13 protein-coding genes are annotated in these 16,159 nt (G+C 58.8%); 10 read left to right on the forward strand and 3 right to left on the reverse strand.

Translation table 11 applies throughout. From position 1 onward, the window contains the following. Positions 1-28: 28 nt before the first annotated feature. From ACGI6K_RS06300 to ACGI6K_RS06310, 3 genes are all read right to left on the reverse strand, one after another. Positions 29-2,140 (reverse strand): TolC family protein, encoded by a 2,112-nt coding sequence (locus ACGI6K_RS06300; RefSeq protein WP_376942073.1) that lies wholly within the window; start codon positions 2,138-2,140, stop codon positions 29-31. Between the two features lie 221 nt (positions 2,141-2,361). Then, a complete protein-coding gene (locus ACGI6K_RS06305) occupies positions 2,362-3,129 on the reverse strand; it encodes a hypothetical protein (RefSeq protein ID WP_377968395.1) in 768 nt (255 codons plus the stop codon). A gap of 472 nt (positions 3,130-3,601) precedes the next feature. Further along, a complete protein-coding gene (locus tag ACGI6K_RS06310; protein ID WP_376942077.1) occupies positions 3,602-4,615 on the reverse strand; it encodes a helix-turn-helix transcriptional regulator in 1,014 nt (337 codons plus the stop codon). A gap of 95 nt (positions 4,616-4,710) precedes the next feature. Here ACGI6K_RS06310 and ACGI6K_RS06315 point away from each other — a divergent pair, with 95 nt between their 5' ends. The 10 genes from ACGI6K_RS06315 to nadA all read left to right on the forward strand — a co-directional run bounded on the left by ACGI6K_RS06315 (position 4,711) and on the right by nadA (position 16,157). Continuing rightward, positions 4,711-6,084 carry an MFS transporter gene (locus ACGI6K_RS06315; protein WP_376942079.1) on the forward strand — a complete coding sequence of 458 codons (1,374 nt, stop codon included), beginning with the start codon at positions 4,711-4,713 and terminating at the stop codon, positions 6,082-6,084. Then, on the forward strand, positions 6,074-7,846 hold the full coding sequence (locus tag ACGI6K_RS06320; protein WP_376942081.1) for an ABC transporter ATP-binding protein: 1,773 nt from the start codon (positions 6,074-6,076) through the stop codon (positions 7,844-7,846). The genes ACGI6K_RS06315 and ACGI6K_RS06320 overlap by 11 nt, the downstream gene beginning before the upstream one ends. Continuing rightward, positions 7,843-9,654 carry an ABC transporter ATP-binding protein gene (locus tag ACGI6K_RS06325; protein WP_376942083.1) on the forward strand — a complete coding sequence of 604 codons (1,812 nt, stop codon included), beginning with the start codon at positions 7,843-7,845 and terminating at the stop codon, positions 9,652-9,654. The genes ACGI6K_RS06320 and ACGI6K_RS06325 overlap by 4 nt, the downstream gene beginning before the upstream one ends. Positions 9,655-9,657: 3 nt before the next feature. Next, the gene (locus ACGI6K_RS06330; RefSeq protein WP_376942085.1) at positions 9,658-11,763 is read left to right on the forward strand and encodes a TonB-dependent receptor; all 2,106 of its coding nucleotides are present in this window, start codon (positions 9,658-9,660) and stop codon (positions 11,761-11,763) included. Between the two features lie 378 nt (positions 11,764-12,141). Continuing rightward, positions 12,142-13,293 carry an MFS transporter gene (locus ACGI6K_RS06335; protein WP_376942138.1) on the forward strand — a complete coding sequence of 384 codons (1,152 nt, stop codon included), beginning with the start codon at positions 12,142-12,144 and terminating at the stop codon, positions 13,291-13,293. 11 nt (positions 13,294-13,304) lie between these two features. After that, positions 13,305-13,517, forward strand: coding sequence for an anion permease (locus ACGI6K_RS06340; RefSeq protein ID WP_376942140.1), 213 nt, complete (start codon positions 13,305-13,307; stop codon positions 13,515-13,517). Positions 13,518-13,546: 29 nt separating this feature from the next. After that, the gene (locus ACGI6K_RS06345; RefSeq protein ID WP_376942087.1) at positions 13,547-13,987 is read left to right on the forward strand and encodes an SLC13 family permease; all 441 of its coding nucleotides are present in this window, start codon (positions 13,547-13,549) and stop codon (positions 13,985-13,987) included. A gap of 10 nt (positions 13,988-13,997) precedes the next feature. Further along, a complete protein-coding gene (locus tag ACGI6K_RS06350) occupies positions 13,998-14,288 on the forward strand; it encodes an anion permease (RefSeq protein WP_376942142.1) in 291 nt (96 codons plus the stop codon). A 117-nt stretch (positions 14,289-14,405) separates the two neighbouring features. Continuing rightward, entirely contained in the window at positions 14,406-14,918 is a 513-nt protein-coding gene (locus tag ACGI6K_RS06355; RefSeq protein WP_376942089.1) for a polyhydroxyalkanoate granule-associated phasin, read from the forward strand. Between the two features lie 180 nt (positions 14,919-15,098). Further along, a complete protein-coding gene (gene nadA, locus ACGI6K_RS06360; RefSeq protein WP_376942094.1) occupies positions 15,099-16,157 on the forward strand; it encodes a quinolinate synthase NadA in 1,059 nt (352 codons plus the stop codon). Positions 16,158-16,159 lie beyond the last annotated feature (2 nt).

Consider the following 16,159-nt stretch of genomic DNA (forward strand, 5'->3'; position numbering starts at 1 on the left):
GCAGCGCCCTGAGCGCACACCAGGACACTTATCGAGCCTGCGTCAGCAGATGCCGGTTCAGCACCAACATGTCTTCCTCCGAAAACCTGCCGGCGTAGAACTGCAACTTGGCGTAGGTCTGGAACCATTTCACATAAGTGCACAGCAGCTCCTGCCGAGCCAGGTAGGACTGGCGTTCGGCCTGCAATGCATCGGTATTGGTGCGCTCTCCTCCGACCACGCTCTTGCGCATGGCCTGCACCAGGGGGGTGGCATCGGCGACGTTGCGGCGCAGTGTGCGTACGCGCTCGGGACTGGTGCGGAATACGCGACAGTACTGTTCCTGCGTGGTTTCCGTGGTATTGGCGGTGCATTCCAGTTCATAGCGCGCTTGCACCAGCCGGTCGTTGACCTGACGAGTGCTGTAGTAGCTGGAGCCGCTGCTGAACAGCGGGATCGACACTTGCAAATTGATGGTGTTGGTCTTGTAATCGCGGCCCTTGTTGTTGACGGTGTCCGAGACGATGCGATCATGGGAGGCATATAGCGAAACATGCGGCATGAACTGGCTTTTCTCGCGCTCGACCGTCAGATCGTTGTAGCGCATCGCCAGCCGTGTAGCCTGGACTTCCGGGTTCTGCTGCCTTCCCCGATAATGCAGCGTGCCACCAAACTCCCACTTGCCACTGTGAGGAGTTAGGGCGGCAGTGGGGCTTTTATGAATAGGCTCAATGGTTCCTGCTTCCATCCAATTCCAACTCGAATAGCACAGCCTGTCGCCTTTACCGGTCGGGGTAAAAGTGAGGGTGCCAGAGGTGTCTGTTGAAATATGGTGGCCTTGCCCAATTGGTGATTCCCATGCACATATCTTATTGTCGTGGCGGGTGGGTATCGTAAGATTGCTGCGAACATAGAAGAGTGGTTGACGGTAGCTTAAGTTTGGTTTGAATTCATGGCGGATAAATGGCTTCAAACTATTAATATTTGCCACGGTACCGCCAAGCTTACTGAAGCTGTCTTCGTTTGCTCCTTGGTCCGCTGTTGAAGTTGGTCCAATAATGCGATTTCTAATTTTATTTCTATAATGATTAGTATTGATATCGAGGGCGTCATTGGTTGTCGGCCAATCTTTCTTCAAATAATTGGCTGCGAGTTGTAGAGATAGATTTTTTTCTGATTTTAGATAAGGGTTTGCAGTAAGCTCTGTTTTCAACCACGATCCGTTAATATACATTTCATTGCTGACGGGTGCGCGCTCGTTATAGCCGGCTCGCCCATAAATGGTAAGCCCTGTGCCAAGGGCGGTATATTTCGATGCGAAGTTGGCTAATTTTGGATTGCATTCATGGTTGCGATCGCCGCTAACCAGTCGCGATGAATACGCGTTGGCGCTTGTATCGTGGTAAAGCTGAGAATTTTCTTCGGTGGCAGTAACTACAGTCATTTCCTTCGCTTCGGCGCGAGAATATCCCTGCTGTCGATAAAAATTGTAGTAGTAGCTACTGCCTCGTAGGATTCCCCCTTGCTTGATATTGACAACGAAATAGCGTGAGTTTAGTACGTCCAGCTTAATTTTTTGATAGCAAACGCCTGCGCTGGCTTGCCAAGGGGTATCTCTTTCTATATTCAAGGCTAATGAAAGTCTGGTTATCTCGATTTTGAAGTCCGGATCCCATGTGACGGCCTGTGCATCATAAGATTCCATATACTGCGTATAAAGTTTTCCGTCGGAAAGGCTGTCGACTTTCTTTTTTGACTGCCGCCACTCAAAGCTGGCATCCAGTTTGAGTGGGCCAGTAAGGCTGGTGTCGAAGTGGCTGCTATTGTTCGGTTTGACGCCAGTGGAACCTACATCAGCAAAATAATGTAGTGCCTCTCCATCTGAGTACGCTCCAGGATACCCAGTCCAACGTTGCTTACGACCTTGGTCTTCATGGTAAATTTTTATTTCGGGATTAAGCCAGTCTAAGAGGTTTCCATTATACTTTAGGCTGGTTACTTTGCTTTCCAGTTCTATTCTTACTGAACACGGGTAGTCGCACCAGCGGGCGCTACTATCCGCATCATCATCGATGAGGTACGTAAATGAACGGCTGCTGATTGGTTTCATATTTGGCGAAATTGGCTGTGGCAAACAGCTCCAGTCGATGGTTGTGGGCATCGTTTAAATAATGATGCAGACGTAAAATTTGCTCATCGTTTTTCTTCTGTGTGCCCAGTATCACTGGCTGCTTCTTTTAAGCTGCTTAACTGGAAGTCGGTGAACTGGCAGTTTCCGATTGCCGAGCCCATTCCGCACAAACCAGAAACCGAGTAACGGCGGCTTTGATTTGCATAGACGGAGCTAGTATTGCCGATGAGCGCATGTTCGATCCCTAGGCATCACGCAGCATGTCCCTCCCTGTTGAAGCTATAGCCGATACGGTAGGCATAGTTTTCGCTCTGAGCAATAACTAACAACATATCCCATCTCTCTGTATGCCCGCCTAGGAAGTTTGATCCAAAGGGCTTTTGGCCATTGGCGTATTTGCTGAATCCGGTAAAGCCACGAATCATGCAGTCGGAATTCTTTCCGGGGTGGAAGATGTTTTCTAGGTCCAGATAATTGATGTCGACGGAGCTTTCTAAACTGCCTGGTACTCCAGTTCTGGCACATCCTTCTCTGGTTGCGTCAGTGACTCTTAAAAGCTGCGTATCAACAAAGGTTGAGTCAGTTTGACCAATATTTCGAGTAAATGCATGAAAGTTTTCATTGATGCCTTTAAGGGATTGAGCTACACGCCCATATCCAGCAATACCCTGTACGCCAACAGACACTTTCGGTCTAGAGTAAAGGCTATTTATCGACGTGCCTAAAATCTGGTCAATCAGGTCGCTTATATAACTGGCACCGTGCCATTTAACATCTTCCTTGCTGGTCCCTGCGGTATTGCCGATCTTCTTTTCTTTTTCTTCAGCGGTGCCGATGATGGTCACCGCATCCAAAGTATAGACCGCGCTGCCTAGCTGTTCGGAAGAGACTTTCTCTTTATTGGTTTCCGGGGCTATTGCCTGGCCTGATGACAAGGGTGGTGCTGTCTGCGCTAGAGCAGCGTGGCTGCTTAGTACCAGGGTCATCGCCAGGTACAGATGCTTGGGCTGAAAATGCAAGCCGTCCCCGTTGCACACGCGCTCCGACCGGGCCCTCAGAGGCCTGTCTACGCGCCCATCCATCCTCAATATCATCTGCAGTTCCCCAAAATTAAATTCTAATAAAAGTAATAATGAGAATTATTTACTATATTGGCAAAAGAGCCCTGTTAGCCGGCCGAGCCTAGCCCTATTTAAGCCACAGCGCTCTGAGGTCGCCGGGCGCGCGAAACATGCACGTTGAGTGTATTCGCTCGCGAAGGCGCTTACGGTTCGCTGTAATCCCACTTCTCTGGCTCAATCATCGCCAGATTCCGCAAACCGTGCTAACGGTTTGCGGAAAAAATTTGACATATCCAGGATTTTTGTTGCTGCGTGGTCTTCGCGGGGGCGGGGTAGGAGCGCTTCGGGCGCGTCACAGCGGCCGTCGTTGCCACCACGAAGGTGTCGGCCGTGTGGTACGGCGGCATGCCTTGCCGTACGGCTCGAAGGATCAGAGCAAAGGCATGGAGGTGTCTTGCTGCGCGATGCGTGGGCTGATGCCCAGGGCGCATTGCTTCGGCGTGATGCCGGTGTGGCCGTGAAACATCCGGCTGAAGTGGCTGAGATTGGCGAACCCACAGCAAGCGGCGGTTTCGGTGACGCTAACGCCCCGCTTGAGCAGGGCAACCGCGGCGTTGAGTCGAATGCGCGTCAGGCAGGCATGAACCGGGTACCCGTAAAGCGCCTGGAAGCCTTGCTGCAGGCGCTTTTCATTCAGACCCACGGCGCGTGCCAGCGATTGAACGGTCCACTCCTGACCGTAGTTCTTCTCCAGCAGTGCCCGCGCTTCGATCAGCCGTTGCCGGTCGGCAGGAACGGGCAAGGGCATATCGGCCAGCTCCAGGTTTTCCTGCATGAAGCAGGCGATACCCTCCATCGCCTTGGCGCGCAGGTACAGGTCTCGGGACAGGCAGGGGGCGGCGTAGCTGCGGCCAAAACCGAGCAGGTCGCAAGCGACTCGCTGCATAGTGCTAGAGGACGGCACCACACCGAGAAAGGCATCGATATGCGACTGGTCGCCTGGCAGTGCGCGGGCGCGCCGGCGCAGCTCGTCCATGTGCAGCCCGGTCAGGTTGGCCATGGCCTCCTGCGGCAGGTGAATGCTAACCAAGCGGAAGGCACCGTCGGTCTGGCCGTCGAGCACATCCCAGCCGGAGGCAGGTTCGCCCGATGCCATTAGGATAGTTGAGCCGGCACTGACATTGACAACTGCGCCGTCGTCGAAAGCGGTCTGTATGCGGCCTTCGAGCAGGATGTTGATACTGAACGCTGCCGGTCCTTCCGCCTGGAAGGACCATGTGCCGCCGGGGCGGCCACTGATGCAATTGATGTAAAGGCCTTCGCAAGGCTGGTACGTGTGCACGGCATGCTGCCAATCCTCAGGTACGCCTTCAAGGCCGTCTTCTTGCAGTTTGCTCGGTTCAAGTACAGGTTGATCCGATCCTGACTTCGCGATCCCCGCCATAAATTTATCCTGAAAACATCAAATTTTTTCCGTAAACCGTTAGCGCGTTCTAGCTCATTTAGAAATGATAACCGTTATCAGTATAAGCCTAGGACGTGTCGCTGAACACCCGCAATCACAAAGTGAAATTGCGGTCAACCGTTGAACAACAACTCATGGCATCGGCCATTTCCGCTGCGGATTATTCTTGCATGTCAACGTCTTCTTCCACTCCACGCCGCCTCACGGCGACCCAAGTTCTGCCGGCCATTGCCGGTATCTATGTCAGCCAGACCATTATCACGGCGCTGACCACCCAGGCGCTGCCGTCACTGCTGCGCAGTGAGGGGGCTTCACTGACGGTCGCGAGTTTGGCCGCCCTGCTTTGGATGCCATGGGGGATCCGCTTTCTCTGGGCACCATGGGTGGAGCGCATGCGGCTACCCCCTGGGCGGCTGGAACGCCGGTCTCGGTCGCTGGTGCTGAAGGGCCAATGGCTGATGGCGGCCATCCTGGTGTTGCTGGGGCTGGTCAGCCTAGTGAGCCAGGTATCGCTAGACAGCTTTGCCATATGGCTGCTGGCCGGATTGTTGTTGGCGGCGATGGTGGCGGCAAGCACCGATGTGGCGTGCGATGGTTTCACGGTAGAGCAGTTGGCTGGGCAACAACGTGGCTGGGGCAACGCGGTGCAAGTCGGCGGCAGTTATGTCGGTGCCACGCTGGGGGCGGGTGGCTTTCTGCTGGTGGCGGGCAAGGCAGGGTGGCCGACGGCGCTGGTGGTCGTGGGGCTGGCCATCGTACTGCTGGGGCTGCCCATGCTGCGGCTGCGAGAGCCGCTGCGCGATCAGGCCCTGGCGGTCGATCATCGACCTGGCCTGTGGCATGCATTGCGGCGCCCGCAGGTGCGCATAGGTCTGCTGATGATATTGCTGTCGAGCGTCGGCGTACGGCTGACGCTAGGTATGTTCGGTCCTTTCATGCTGGATCGCGGCATGAGTCTGGAACAGGTGGGCTGGCTGTTCAGCTCGCTGCATATCGGCGCGGGGCTGACGGGTGCCGTGCTGGGTGGGCTGCTGGTGCGTATCGCACCGGGCTGGCGGGCGGTTTGGATCGCAGTCGGCCTCAAGGCTTGCGTGCTGCTGGTTTTGACGCTGGCGGCGCTGGCGGCTTCGCTGACGGTTTTGACGATTCTGGTCGGCCTGACCTTCGCGGTGTTGGGCTGCCTTTGGGTCGCGCTGTATTCGGCGCTGATGAAGCTGACGTCTCCGCTGCAAGCGGGGGTGGATTTCACGGTGTTCCAGAGCGCTGACGCACTGCTCGCCATGGCGGGAGGCGTAGCCGGCGGCTGGCTGGCCGAGCACCTGGGTTACCACTTCTGCTTTGGCCTGGCGAGCACGTTGATGGTCATTGCCACCGGGGTCGTGTGGCGCCATGTGTGCACCGAGAAAAGCGCACCCGTAGCCTCTCAAGGAGCCGTACATGCCAGATAAGCAACGCGCCGGGTCAGGCGCAAGTGTCTGGACCATCATGCGGCCAGTACAAGGCCAGATCCGGTTCGCCATGGTGCTAGCCGGTCTGGCCGCCGCCTGTGCGCTGGGGGCCTTGTCCGTACTGGCCTGGACGGTGCACGCCCTGCTTGCCGAGCCCGGCCAGTGGCCCTGGCTGCCACTGGGCCTGGTGGTCGTACTCACTGTGCTGGCCTTTGTCTTGCGACTGTCGGCATTCAATCAGTCGCACTACGCCGCCTTCCGCCTGGAGACACTGCTGCGTACCGATTTGGCACGGCATTTGGCGCGCGTGCCGCTGGGCTTCGTGCAGCAGACCGGCTCCGGGGCGCTGACCAAGGTGGTCATGGACGACGTGAAGGCGCTGCATGTATTCGTGGCTGACAGCACGCCTTTATACGCGCGGGCCTATGTGTCGCCGGTGCTCACGTTCGTGTTGCTGTGGTGGCTGGATTGGCGCCTGGCGCTGGCGGCCACAGCGGTGCTGGCGGTCGGCATGGCGGTGGTGTCGCTGGCCATGCGTGGCAGTGGTGAAATGATGCAGCGTTACCACGCCGCTGGTGAGCATGTGAGCAAAGCGGTCGTGGAGTATGTTCAGGCGATGCCGGTGGTGCGCACCTTTGATATCGGCACCACCACCTTCCAGCGTTACCAGCGTGCCCTCGATGAGTTTATGGAGGTGGTGTTGCAGTGGTATCGCATGGCCGGATTTTCATCGCGTCTGTCGATGGCGATCCTCAACCCACTGCCGACGCTGGCGGTGCTGGTGTGGCTGGGGGGGTGGCTGATCAGCCGTGATGCGCTGGACGCGGCCACCTGGCTAGCCGTCCTGCTCGTGGGCACCGGCATGGCCGAGTCGCTGCTGCCGCTGATGTCGCTCAAGCATCTGGTGACCAAGACGCAGATGAGCATCCACCGCATCCAGGAGGTCATGGCCGAGCCGGAACTGCCAGTGCCGCAGGAGCAGCAGGCCAGAACACCCGTGGATGGGTCGGTCTGTTTCGATCAGGTGGATTTTCGCTACACGAGCGACGGGCCCCTGGTGCTGCAGAACGCGAGCTTCAAGGTGCCGCAGGGCTCGGTGACGGCACTGGTAGGGCCGTCCGGTGCGGGCAAGACCACGGTGGCGCGGCTGATTCCACGCTTCTGGGATGTAAGCGCAGGGAGCATCAAGGTCGGGGGCGTGGATGTACGCGAGATGCTGCCCGATGTCCTGATGCAGCACGTGGCGTTCGTGTTTCAAGACACCTTTCTGTTCGCCGATACGGTCGCCAACAACATCCGCCTGGGAATCGAAGGCGCCACGATGAATGAAGTCATGGCCGCCGCGAGTGCCGCTCAGGCCCATGACTTCATCGAGCGCTTGCCGCAAGGCTATGACACGCCGGTCGGTGAGCGGGGGGTGTTTCTCTCCGGCGGGCAGCGCCAGCGCATCACCATCGCCCGCGCCATCCTGCAGAACCGGCCGATCCTAGTGCTCGATGAGGCCACGGCCTTTGCCGACCCGGAAAACGAGGCCGCACTGGTGGCGGCGCTCTCCAACCTGATGCGTGGCAAGACCGTGCTGATGGTGGCGCATCGGCTCTCCACCATCCGTGGTTCGGACCAGATCCTGGTGTTCGATCAAGGGCGGCTGGCCGAGCGTGGCCGGCACGATGCACTGGTGGCACAAGGCGGTGTGTATGCACGGCTGTGGAACAACTATGAAAAGGCGCAGGACTGGGCGCTGTTGGGAGAACAGGCATGAGTATTCCAGAATCCGGTCAGCGCATCACGCCCCTGCGTGAGACGTGGCGTCAATTGATGATCAGTGCCCGCAGCCGTGCGCCTAGGCTGCGCGCCAGCCTGATGGGCCTTGCGGCGGCCGCCATCGCGCAGGGCTTGGCGCTGGCGTGCCTGATTCCCCTCTTCCAGGCACTGATGCCAGATGCCCGCTGGTGTGCGGCGCTGCCGTGGCTATTGGCGATGACGGTGCTGGTGTTGACCAGCACGGTCATCCGCTGGTGGGCGCTAGGGTTCGATTATCGCGGCGATATGGTGCGCAGCACGCATGAACTGCGTTCCGAACTGGGCGCGCAATTGCGCCGCATTCCGTTGACAGTGTTACAGGACAAGCGTGCCGGCGGGGTCAATGCGACCTTGCTGGGGAACGTGGACGAGGCGCTCAGCTATATCCTGACGATCGCCAACATGATGTCCACTGCCCTGCTGACGCCGGTGACGGTGGCGTTGGTAGCGCTGTATTTCGACTGGCGCATGGGGCTGATCCTGCTGCTGGTGTTTCCGCTGCTGATTCCGCTGTACCGCTGGCGCCGTCCGGCGTATGGCCGTGGCATGCGTATGCTGGCCGATGCCAATGAGCGCGCCAGTGCGGATATCCTCGAATATGCCCAGGGTCTGCCGGTGCTACGTGCGACTTGCCGCACCGGGGAGAAGGCCGAGCGCCTGCATGCCAGCTTTCTGCACTTGGAAAAGATCCAGACCATCGGACAGCAGAAAGGAGCCAAACCCAACTTGATCCTGGCCACGGTGATGGAGCTGGCGATTCTGGTAGTGGTATTCCTCGGGGTGGTGTTCGTGGCGCAGAGCTCGCTGGATATTGCCGTGCTGGCGGCTTTGATGGTCATCGTCGTGCGCTTCAGCGAGCCGTTGGCAACCTTTGTGCTGTATTCCAAGGTGATCGACTTGATCGAGGCAGCGTTCGTCAAGATCGATGCCCTGCTCGGGATTGTCCCTTTACCGCAGCAGGTGCCGACACAGGTGCCCCAGTGTTTCGATGTCGCGTTGGAGGGAGTGTGGTTTGCCTATGCGTTGTCCGGCGAACCAATACTGCGCGATCTATCCGTCCGTTTGCCGCAGCGTAGCCTGACGGCGCTGGTAGGGCCGTCAGGCTCCGGCAAGACCACGGTAACCCGCCTGCTGATGCGCCATACCGACCCGCAAGCCGGGCGCATCACGATCGGCGGCGTGGACATCCGCACCATCGCGCCGGAGATGCTCAACAGCCTGATTTCGGCGGTGTTCCAAGACGTGTACCTGTTCGACGATAGCATCCTGGCCAATATCCGCATGGCCCGGCCCGATGCCACGGATGAAGAAGTTGAAGGCGCCGCACGTGCCGCGCGTTGCCATGAATTCGTCACCCGCTTGCCCGAGGGCTACCAGACGCGGGTGGGGGACATCGGCGACAGGCTCTCGGGCGGCGAGCGCCAGCGCATCAGTATTGCTCGCGCCATGCTCAAGAACGCCCCCATCCTCATCCTTGATGAGCCCACTGCCGCGTTGGACACCGAGAGCGAGGTGGCCGTGCAGGCTGCCATCGACGCGCTGGTGCGCGAACGTACGGTGATCGTCATCGCGCACCGGCTCTCCACCATTGCCGCCGCCGACCAGATTCTGGTGATTGATGAAGGGCAGGTGGTTGAGGTAGGCAAGCATGCCGAACTGCTGGCTGAAAAGGGCCGTTATGCGCGCATGTGGCAGGCCCAGCAGAGCGTGAAAAGCTGGCATGTGGCCTGTGACCCAGATCAAGACGTTGAGTTGGTAGGAGATTGAAACATGCAGCGTTTCAAGTTGCGTCTGCTCCCCCTTGCCTTGGTCTCGCTTCATTCCCTAACTGAAATGAGTACTGCGCAGGCACAGGATACAGTGCAAAGAAGTGAGGACGTTTATTCGCTGGCCCCGGTCGTAGTGTCGGGCAGCAAACGCGGCGAGACACTGGACAAGCTCAATGGCGCAACCAGCGTGGTGGATCGCCTGACGCTGGATGATGCCCAGGTCGACTCGACCATGGAATTAGACCGAGTGTTTCCCGAGTTGTATATGTCGCACAGTGCCACGTTCCTATTTCCGATCATTACCCTGCGAGGGGTAACGTCCGCTCAGGATTTCTACAACCCGGCGCTGACCGTTTATATGGACGGGGTTCCGCAGTTGCCGATCTTTGCCGCCCAGTCCTTGCTGGGTGTCGAGCAGGTGGAGTTGCTCAAGGGGCCGCAAGGCACGCTGTACGGCAAGAGCGCCCAGGGTGGCGTACTCAACGTCGTGACTCACAAGCCGAACGACATACCACAGTTTGCCGCCCGTGCCGGGGTATCGAGCCGCGATGGCTATCAGTTGCAGGCCGAGGGCTCAGGACCGCTGATCAAGGATCTACTGTATGGCTCGATCTCTCTTCTGGGCAATGACGCCAACGGCGATGTACGCAGCGATGTCATCGGTAGCGACAAGCTGGGTGGCATTCGTTCGCGCGCGGGCAATGTCAAGCTGCGCCTGACGCCGACGGGAAGCTCATGGGAGCTGGGCCTAAGCGCTGGCCGTGATTGTGCCAAGGGTGACCAGGAAGTCTATACGCTGTTCGATGATTACAAGTCCCGCAAGGCATATGTATTGCCGAATTTGCCCGAGGCCTATCGGGATTTCTACCAGAAACGCTGCGCCAATAGTTTCGCCGTCAACGGACAACATGATTTCGACCTCTGGCGTCTTAGTGTCATTGCCAGCAGCCAGCGGGTACGTACTACGCGCTATTGGCCGCTAGATGCTTATTTCCCGCAGTTCTCGGAACACTGGAAACAGAATACTCAAGAGGTGCGCCTGTCGACGCGAGCGGACCAGGAGGAGGCGTCTTCCCGAGCCTGGGATGCGGTATTCGGCCTGTACCGGCAGGAAGTGGATATGTCGCGCGGCTACCAGTTTGACATGGTGCTTCCCAATCTTTACCGGGTAATGGATTCTTCTTCCAGCAACCGGACCGAATCGCTGGCGGTTTACGGCGATATGACGTGGCACCTGACCCGCAAGGCCGATATCACCACCGGCCTGCGCCTCACGCGGGACGAGGTCAGAACCCGTTTTCAGGGGGACATGATGGGCAGTGCCTTCGAGGGGCGGGCTTCAGCCAACCAGCCGACCTGGCTAGGCCACCTTGCGGCAGGCTACCAGTTTTCCCCCAGTTGGCGCGGCTACGTCAATGTGGCTCAGGGCTACAAGCCACTGGGCTACAACTTGGCGCCATCAAGTGTAGACGATGCCGAGGGTTACGGCCGGGAACGCTCGATTAGTTACGAAGTCGGGGGGCGCTATTCAGGTCTCGACGTGCGCGCCAGCTTTGCCGTCTACCGCGTGGACAGCAAGGATGTGCAGCTCTATGGTGACGGCGAAATGGGCAACCAGACGCTGAGGAACGTAGGCGACACTCGTTCGGTGGGCATGGAGTTCAACACCGAATGGGACGTCACCCGGCAATGGACGCTGAGCGCGGGAGGCTTCATCAATGATGCAACCTTCCGCCGCTTCGAGGACTCCAGTGCCTGCACCGGCTGCAACCACAACGATGTGCCGCTGGCACCTAAATATAGCCTGACGCTGGCGCTCAAGGGCAATGTGCGCTTGGGCAGTTCCGTCTTGAGGCCACAGCTTTCCGTACGCCGCACGGGTGCGCACTATTTTGATAGCGCCAATACCCTGCGCCAAGGGACCTATACCCTGGTCGATGCCGGTCTGGGCTGGAGTCCGACCCGCAATCTGGAATTGATGCTTTATGCCCAGAACCTGACGGACAAGGACTATCGCACCTACGGATTTTCCTACGGTGCTACAGGAAACTTCGCACAGGTGGCGCCAGGCCGAACGGTCGATTTGACCGCGACTTACCTGTACTGAAAATCAGGCATACAAAAGCAAAAGCTTAGATGACAGGAATGACCGCATGGATACCTATCAAGTACTCAGGACGAATCAGAGCAATTGCGCTTAAGAGCGTCAGCCAGCACGGCGGGACGACGATTTCAAGAAGTGGAAGATGCCGTTTGCCAAGGCACTGCATATCGCGTCGATTTGCTTGCTTGTTGGCGTCCTCCTTGTGCTGACGCTCGCTCCTGTTTTTCAGGCAATGCTTGGGCCCATTGTCTGACTTCGGAAACGCCTTCGCCAAGCCCGGCGCCGTGGATGTGAAATGAAATGACTCAAGACAATACGATATCGACTGCAGTTGAAAGTGACGTTCTGGCGAGCAGGACTCGTTTCGACATCAGGCCGCTGATGGCGGCCTACATGATATGCACCATGGCGATGATGGCATTCGTGTCCTTGATTGGACCGATTGCGCGATCGCTCCATTTGGCACCCTGGCAGACCGGCGCGGTGGTCACCGTTGGCGGCGTGCTGTGGATGCTGCTGTCGCGCCCCTGGGGCGCACTGAGCGATCGGCGTGGGCGGCGAACAGTGCTCCTGATGGGGGTCGGCGGATTCATGCTCGCCTATTGGGCCATGTGCGCCCTGCTGATCGCATCTCTACAGGTGCTGCCTGCGGTGAGTCTGGTTTTTGCCGGGCTGCTCGTCAGCCGTGGAGCAGTCGGGGCGTTCTTCGCCGCAATTCCGGCGGCCAGCCAGGCGCTGGTGGCCGATCACGTCGCTCCCGATCAGCGTGCCGGCGCCATGGCGTCACTCGGCGCAGCCAACGGCATCGGACTGGTCGTAGGCCCGGCGATAGCAGCTGCGCTGGCCCAGTATGGCCTGGGTTTGCCGCTCTATGTGACGGCCCTGCTGCCCTTGTTGGCGTTTGCTATCCTGTGGTGCCTGCTGCCGCGCAATGAACAGATTTCCGGTACCGCTTCCATCGCTCTTCGCCTGTGCGACACACGGTTGCGCCAGCCAATGGTCGTTGCGTTCGCCGCGATGTTCAGCGTTACCATTGGACAAATCACTGTGGGGTTCTTTGCCATCGACCGGTTGGAACTGGAGCCCGAAGCCGCAGCTCGAGCCGCAGGTTTGGCGCTGACCCTGGTTGGTGTCGGCTTGATCGCCGCCCAGTCGATAGTGCGCAAACTGCACTGGACGCCGCAACGGCTTATCCGTGTTGGAGCCCTCGTCAGTGCCGTCGGCTTCGGTGCTGTTGCCTTGGTGTCGACGCAATGGGCATTGATGGTGTGTTTTTTCTTCGCTGCCGCAGGGATGGGTTGGGTATTTCCAGCCTTCTCGGCGATGGCCGCGAATTCAGTGCAGCCTCATGAACAGGGAGCGACCGCAGGGTCGGTGGGAGCAGCCCAAGGCTTGGGAATCGTGCTGGGACCGTTGGTGGGCAGCTCGCTGTACGAGCTTGGCCCCGGCATTCCCTACGTGCTAGTCGGTGTGCTACTGGTGCTGGTCGCGTCATTAACTTCGAGCGCTGCCTCAGGGAAAGTGACGCCGTAGGAGGCATAGGCATTCGGCCGTCACGGCCTCCTCAAACTGAGGCTCTTGGTTTAACCGCTGACCAGCTTCAGGTAAGGATTGCCGCTTCGATCATGATCACCATCGTCCAGGCGACCAGCATCTGGAACATCGGCGTCATGACCTCCGCCGCCCAGAACCTGTTGTCGCGGGGGTTCCTGGAGAAGCAGTTCGGCGCCGACCAGGCGCTGGCCTGGATCAATTAGCTGATCGTTAGCGCGCCCTGAGCGGTATCATGTCGGTCATCCTTTATTTCGTGGTGCGCAGGGTGTTGCCGCCAGAAATCGAGGAAATCTCCGGTGGCAAGCAGGCCATGGCCGAATCCTACAGAGCCCTGGGTTCCATGACGGCTCCTGAAAAGCGCCTGCTGGCGATTTCGCTTGTTCTCCTCGGACTCTGGGCGACGGAGAACAAGCTTCATTCGCTCGACACCGCCTCCAGCACAATCGCCGGTGTCGCCCTGATGCTGCTTCCCGGTATCGGCGTGATGACCTGGAAACAGACGCAGAAGCTGATTCCCTGGGGAACGGTGATCGTCTTCGCCGTTGGCATCAGCCTGGGCACGGGCTGCTCGATACCAAGGCGGCACAGTGGCTTTCCAGTTCCGTGGTGCAGGCTTTCCAGCTTGATACGCTGTCGCCCTTTGCCATTTTCGCCCTGCTGTCGGCTTTCCTGATTCTGATCGACTGGGCTTTGCCAGTGCCAGCGCGTTGACCGCCGCCCTGGTGCCGATCCTGATCAATGTGCTGGCCAGCGTGCCGGATCTGAACGCACCGGGCATCGCTATGCTGTTGGCCTTCACTATCAGCTTCGGTTTTATCCTGCCCGTGAGCGCACCTCAGAATATGGTCTGTCTGGGTACGGAAACCTTCACCACGCGACAGTTCACCATGGTCGGCCTCTGGCTCACGGTGGCCGGCTATGCGCTGCTGCTTCTCTTCGCCTTCACCTGGTGGCCCCTGCTGGGGCTGATCTGAAGGCGTCGGCCGATGCGGGTATCGGCCATGCCATGGACCTTCAGGCCAGCCAGGCGCGAGCCGGTGGTTTGGGAACTGAGCCAGGTCCGGGTGTCGGTCCGAAAGTGGAGTAATCGGTTGGGCGGATTCCTGTGCTTCCTTCTGCTATTGTTCTTGGCAGTGGGCTTTGCGGTTGTTCATAACCTTGCCGCGCCGTTCATGGTGCGCTTCGTGGAGGACGGTATGGCTCGGGCTCGTCGCCGAATGAATAGTGCTTCCAAGCAAGTAGTCGAGTTGGCAATGACTGTGCCGCTTGTCGTCGCGCAGCGCATGGCACGCATGGCCATGGCGGGGACGGCTCCGACCGCCAAGGACCGACGCGAGTTCCAACTGATGGGAACGGAAAAGGTGGCCGCCTTCGGTGAGTCCTGGATGGCCATGTACCTGCAGATGTTCCATGCCAATCAGGAGCTGGCCTTCTCGCTGATGAGGACGTGGAACCCGATGCTGGTCGGCAAGGATGCATGGTTCAAGTCGGCGCAGGCGGTTCAGTCCGCCATGCTGGATGTACTGGGCGAGGGGGTGGCTCCGCTGCATAGGCGGGTGGTGGGCAATGCCAAGCGCCTGAGCCGCTCCAGCTTTAGGCGATGATGGCGGTGGCTCCGGCTGGCCGTGGGTAACTTTTGCAGAGTTCTCGCGGTCCTTCGGAAATCTCTTCTGAACGATATACGTCTTTTCACTCGATCTTCCCCGCCGCGCTCCGCCCTCTGTTGCCGAGCCGCAGAATGATATACTCGCTTTCCGCGCCCGTGCCTGCAGGTCCCAGCGAATATGACCCACATTTCCGAACGCTTCCTCATCCAGGCCCATCTCGATGCCAAGCAGATCAGGCCGCTGAGCGCTGAGGAAGAAGCCCATTACCGTCGCGAGATCGCCGCTGAGTTGCGCAGGCAAAACGCTGTACTGGTCGCCCATTATTATTGCGACCCGGTGTTGCAGGCACTGGCCGAGGAAACCGGCGGTTGCGTCGCCGATTCTCTGGAGATGGCCCGCTTCGGCAGCCAGCATCCGGCCCGGACGCTGCTCGTCGCCGGTGTGCGCTTCATGGGCGAGACAGCAAAAATCCTCAATCCGGAAAAACGCGTGCTGATGCCGACCCTGGAGGCGACCTGCTCCCTAGATCTGGGATGTCCGGTGGAGGAGTTCTCTGCCTTCTGCGACCAGCATCCCGAGCGCACGGTGGTGGTCTATGCCAATACTTCGGCGGCGGTCAAGGCACGGGCCGACTGGGTGGTCACATCCAGTTGCGCTTTGGAGATCGTGGAAAGCCTCATGGACAATGGCGAGAAGCTCATCTGGGCTCCGGACCGCCATCTCGGTCGCTACGTCCAACGCGAAACCGGTGCCGACATGCTGCTCTGGGACGGCGCCTGTATTGTTCATGAGGAGTTCAAGGCCAGGCAGTTGCTCGACATGAAACAGCTTTATCCCGACGCTGCCGTGCTGGTCCATCCGGAGTCCCCGGAGGCGGTGATCGAACTAGCCGATGCAGTGGGCTCGACCAGTCAGTTGATCAAGGCTGCACAAACACTGCCCAATTCGACCCTTATCGTGGCTACCGATCGCGGCATCTTCTACAAGATGCAACAGCTTTGCCCGGACAAGCACTTCGTGGAGGCGCCCACGGCGGGGAATGGCGCGACCTGTCGTAGCTGCGCGCATTGTCCCTGGATGGCGATGAATACCCTGGAGCGTACCTTGGCGACGCTACGTAGAGGCATCAACGAAATTTTCGTCGATCCTGTTCTGATCCCGCGGGCAGTCAAGCCACTTGCACGCATGCTTGACTTCACCCAGGCAGCTCGCCTGAAGCTCGCCAGCAATGCCTGATG

Source organism: Azorhizophilus paspali, assembly GCF_043587585.2.
Lineage (GTDB): Bacteria > Pseudomonadota > Gammaproteobacteria > Pseudomonadales > Pseudomonadaceae > Azotobacter > Azotobacter paspali.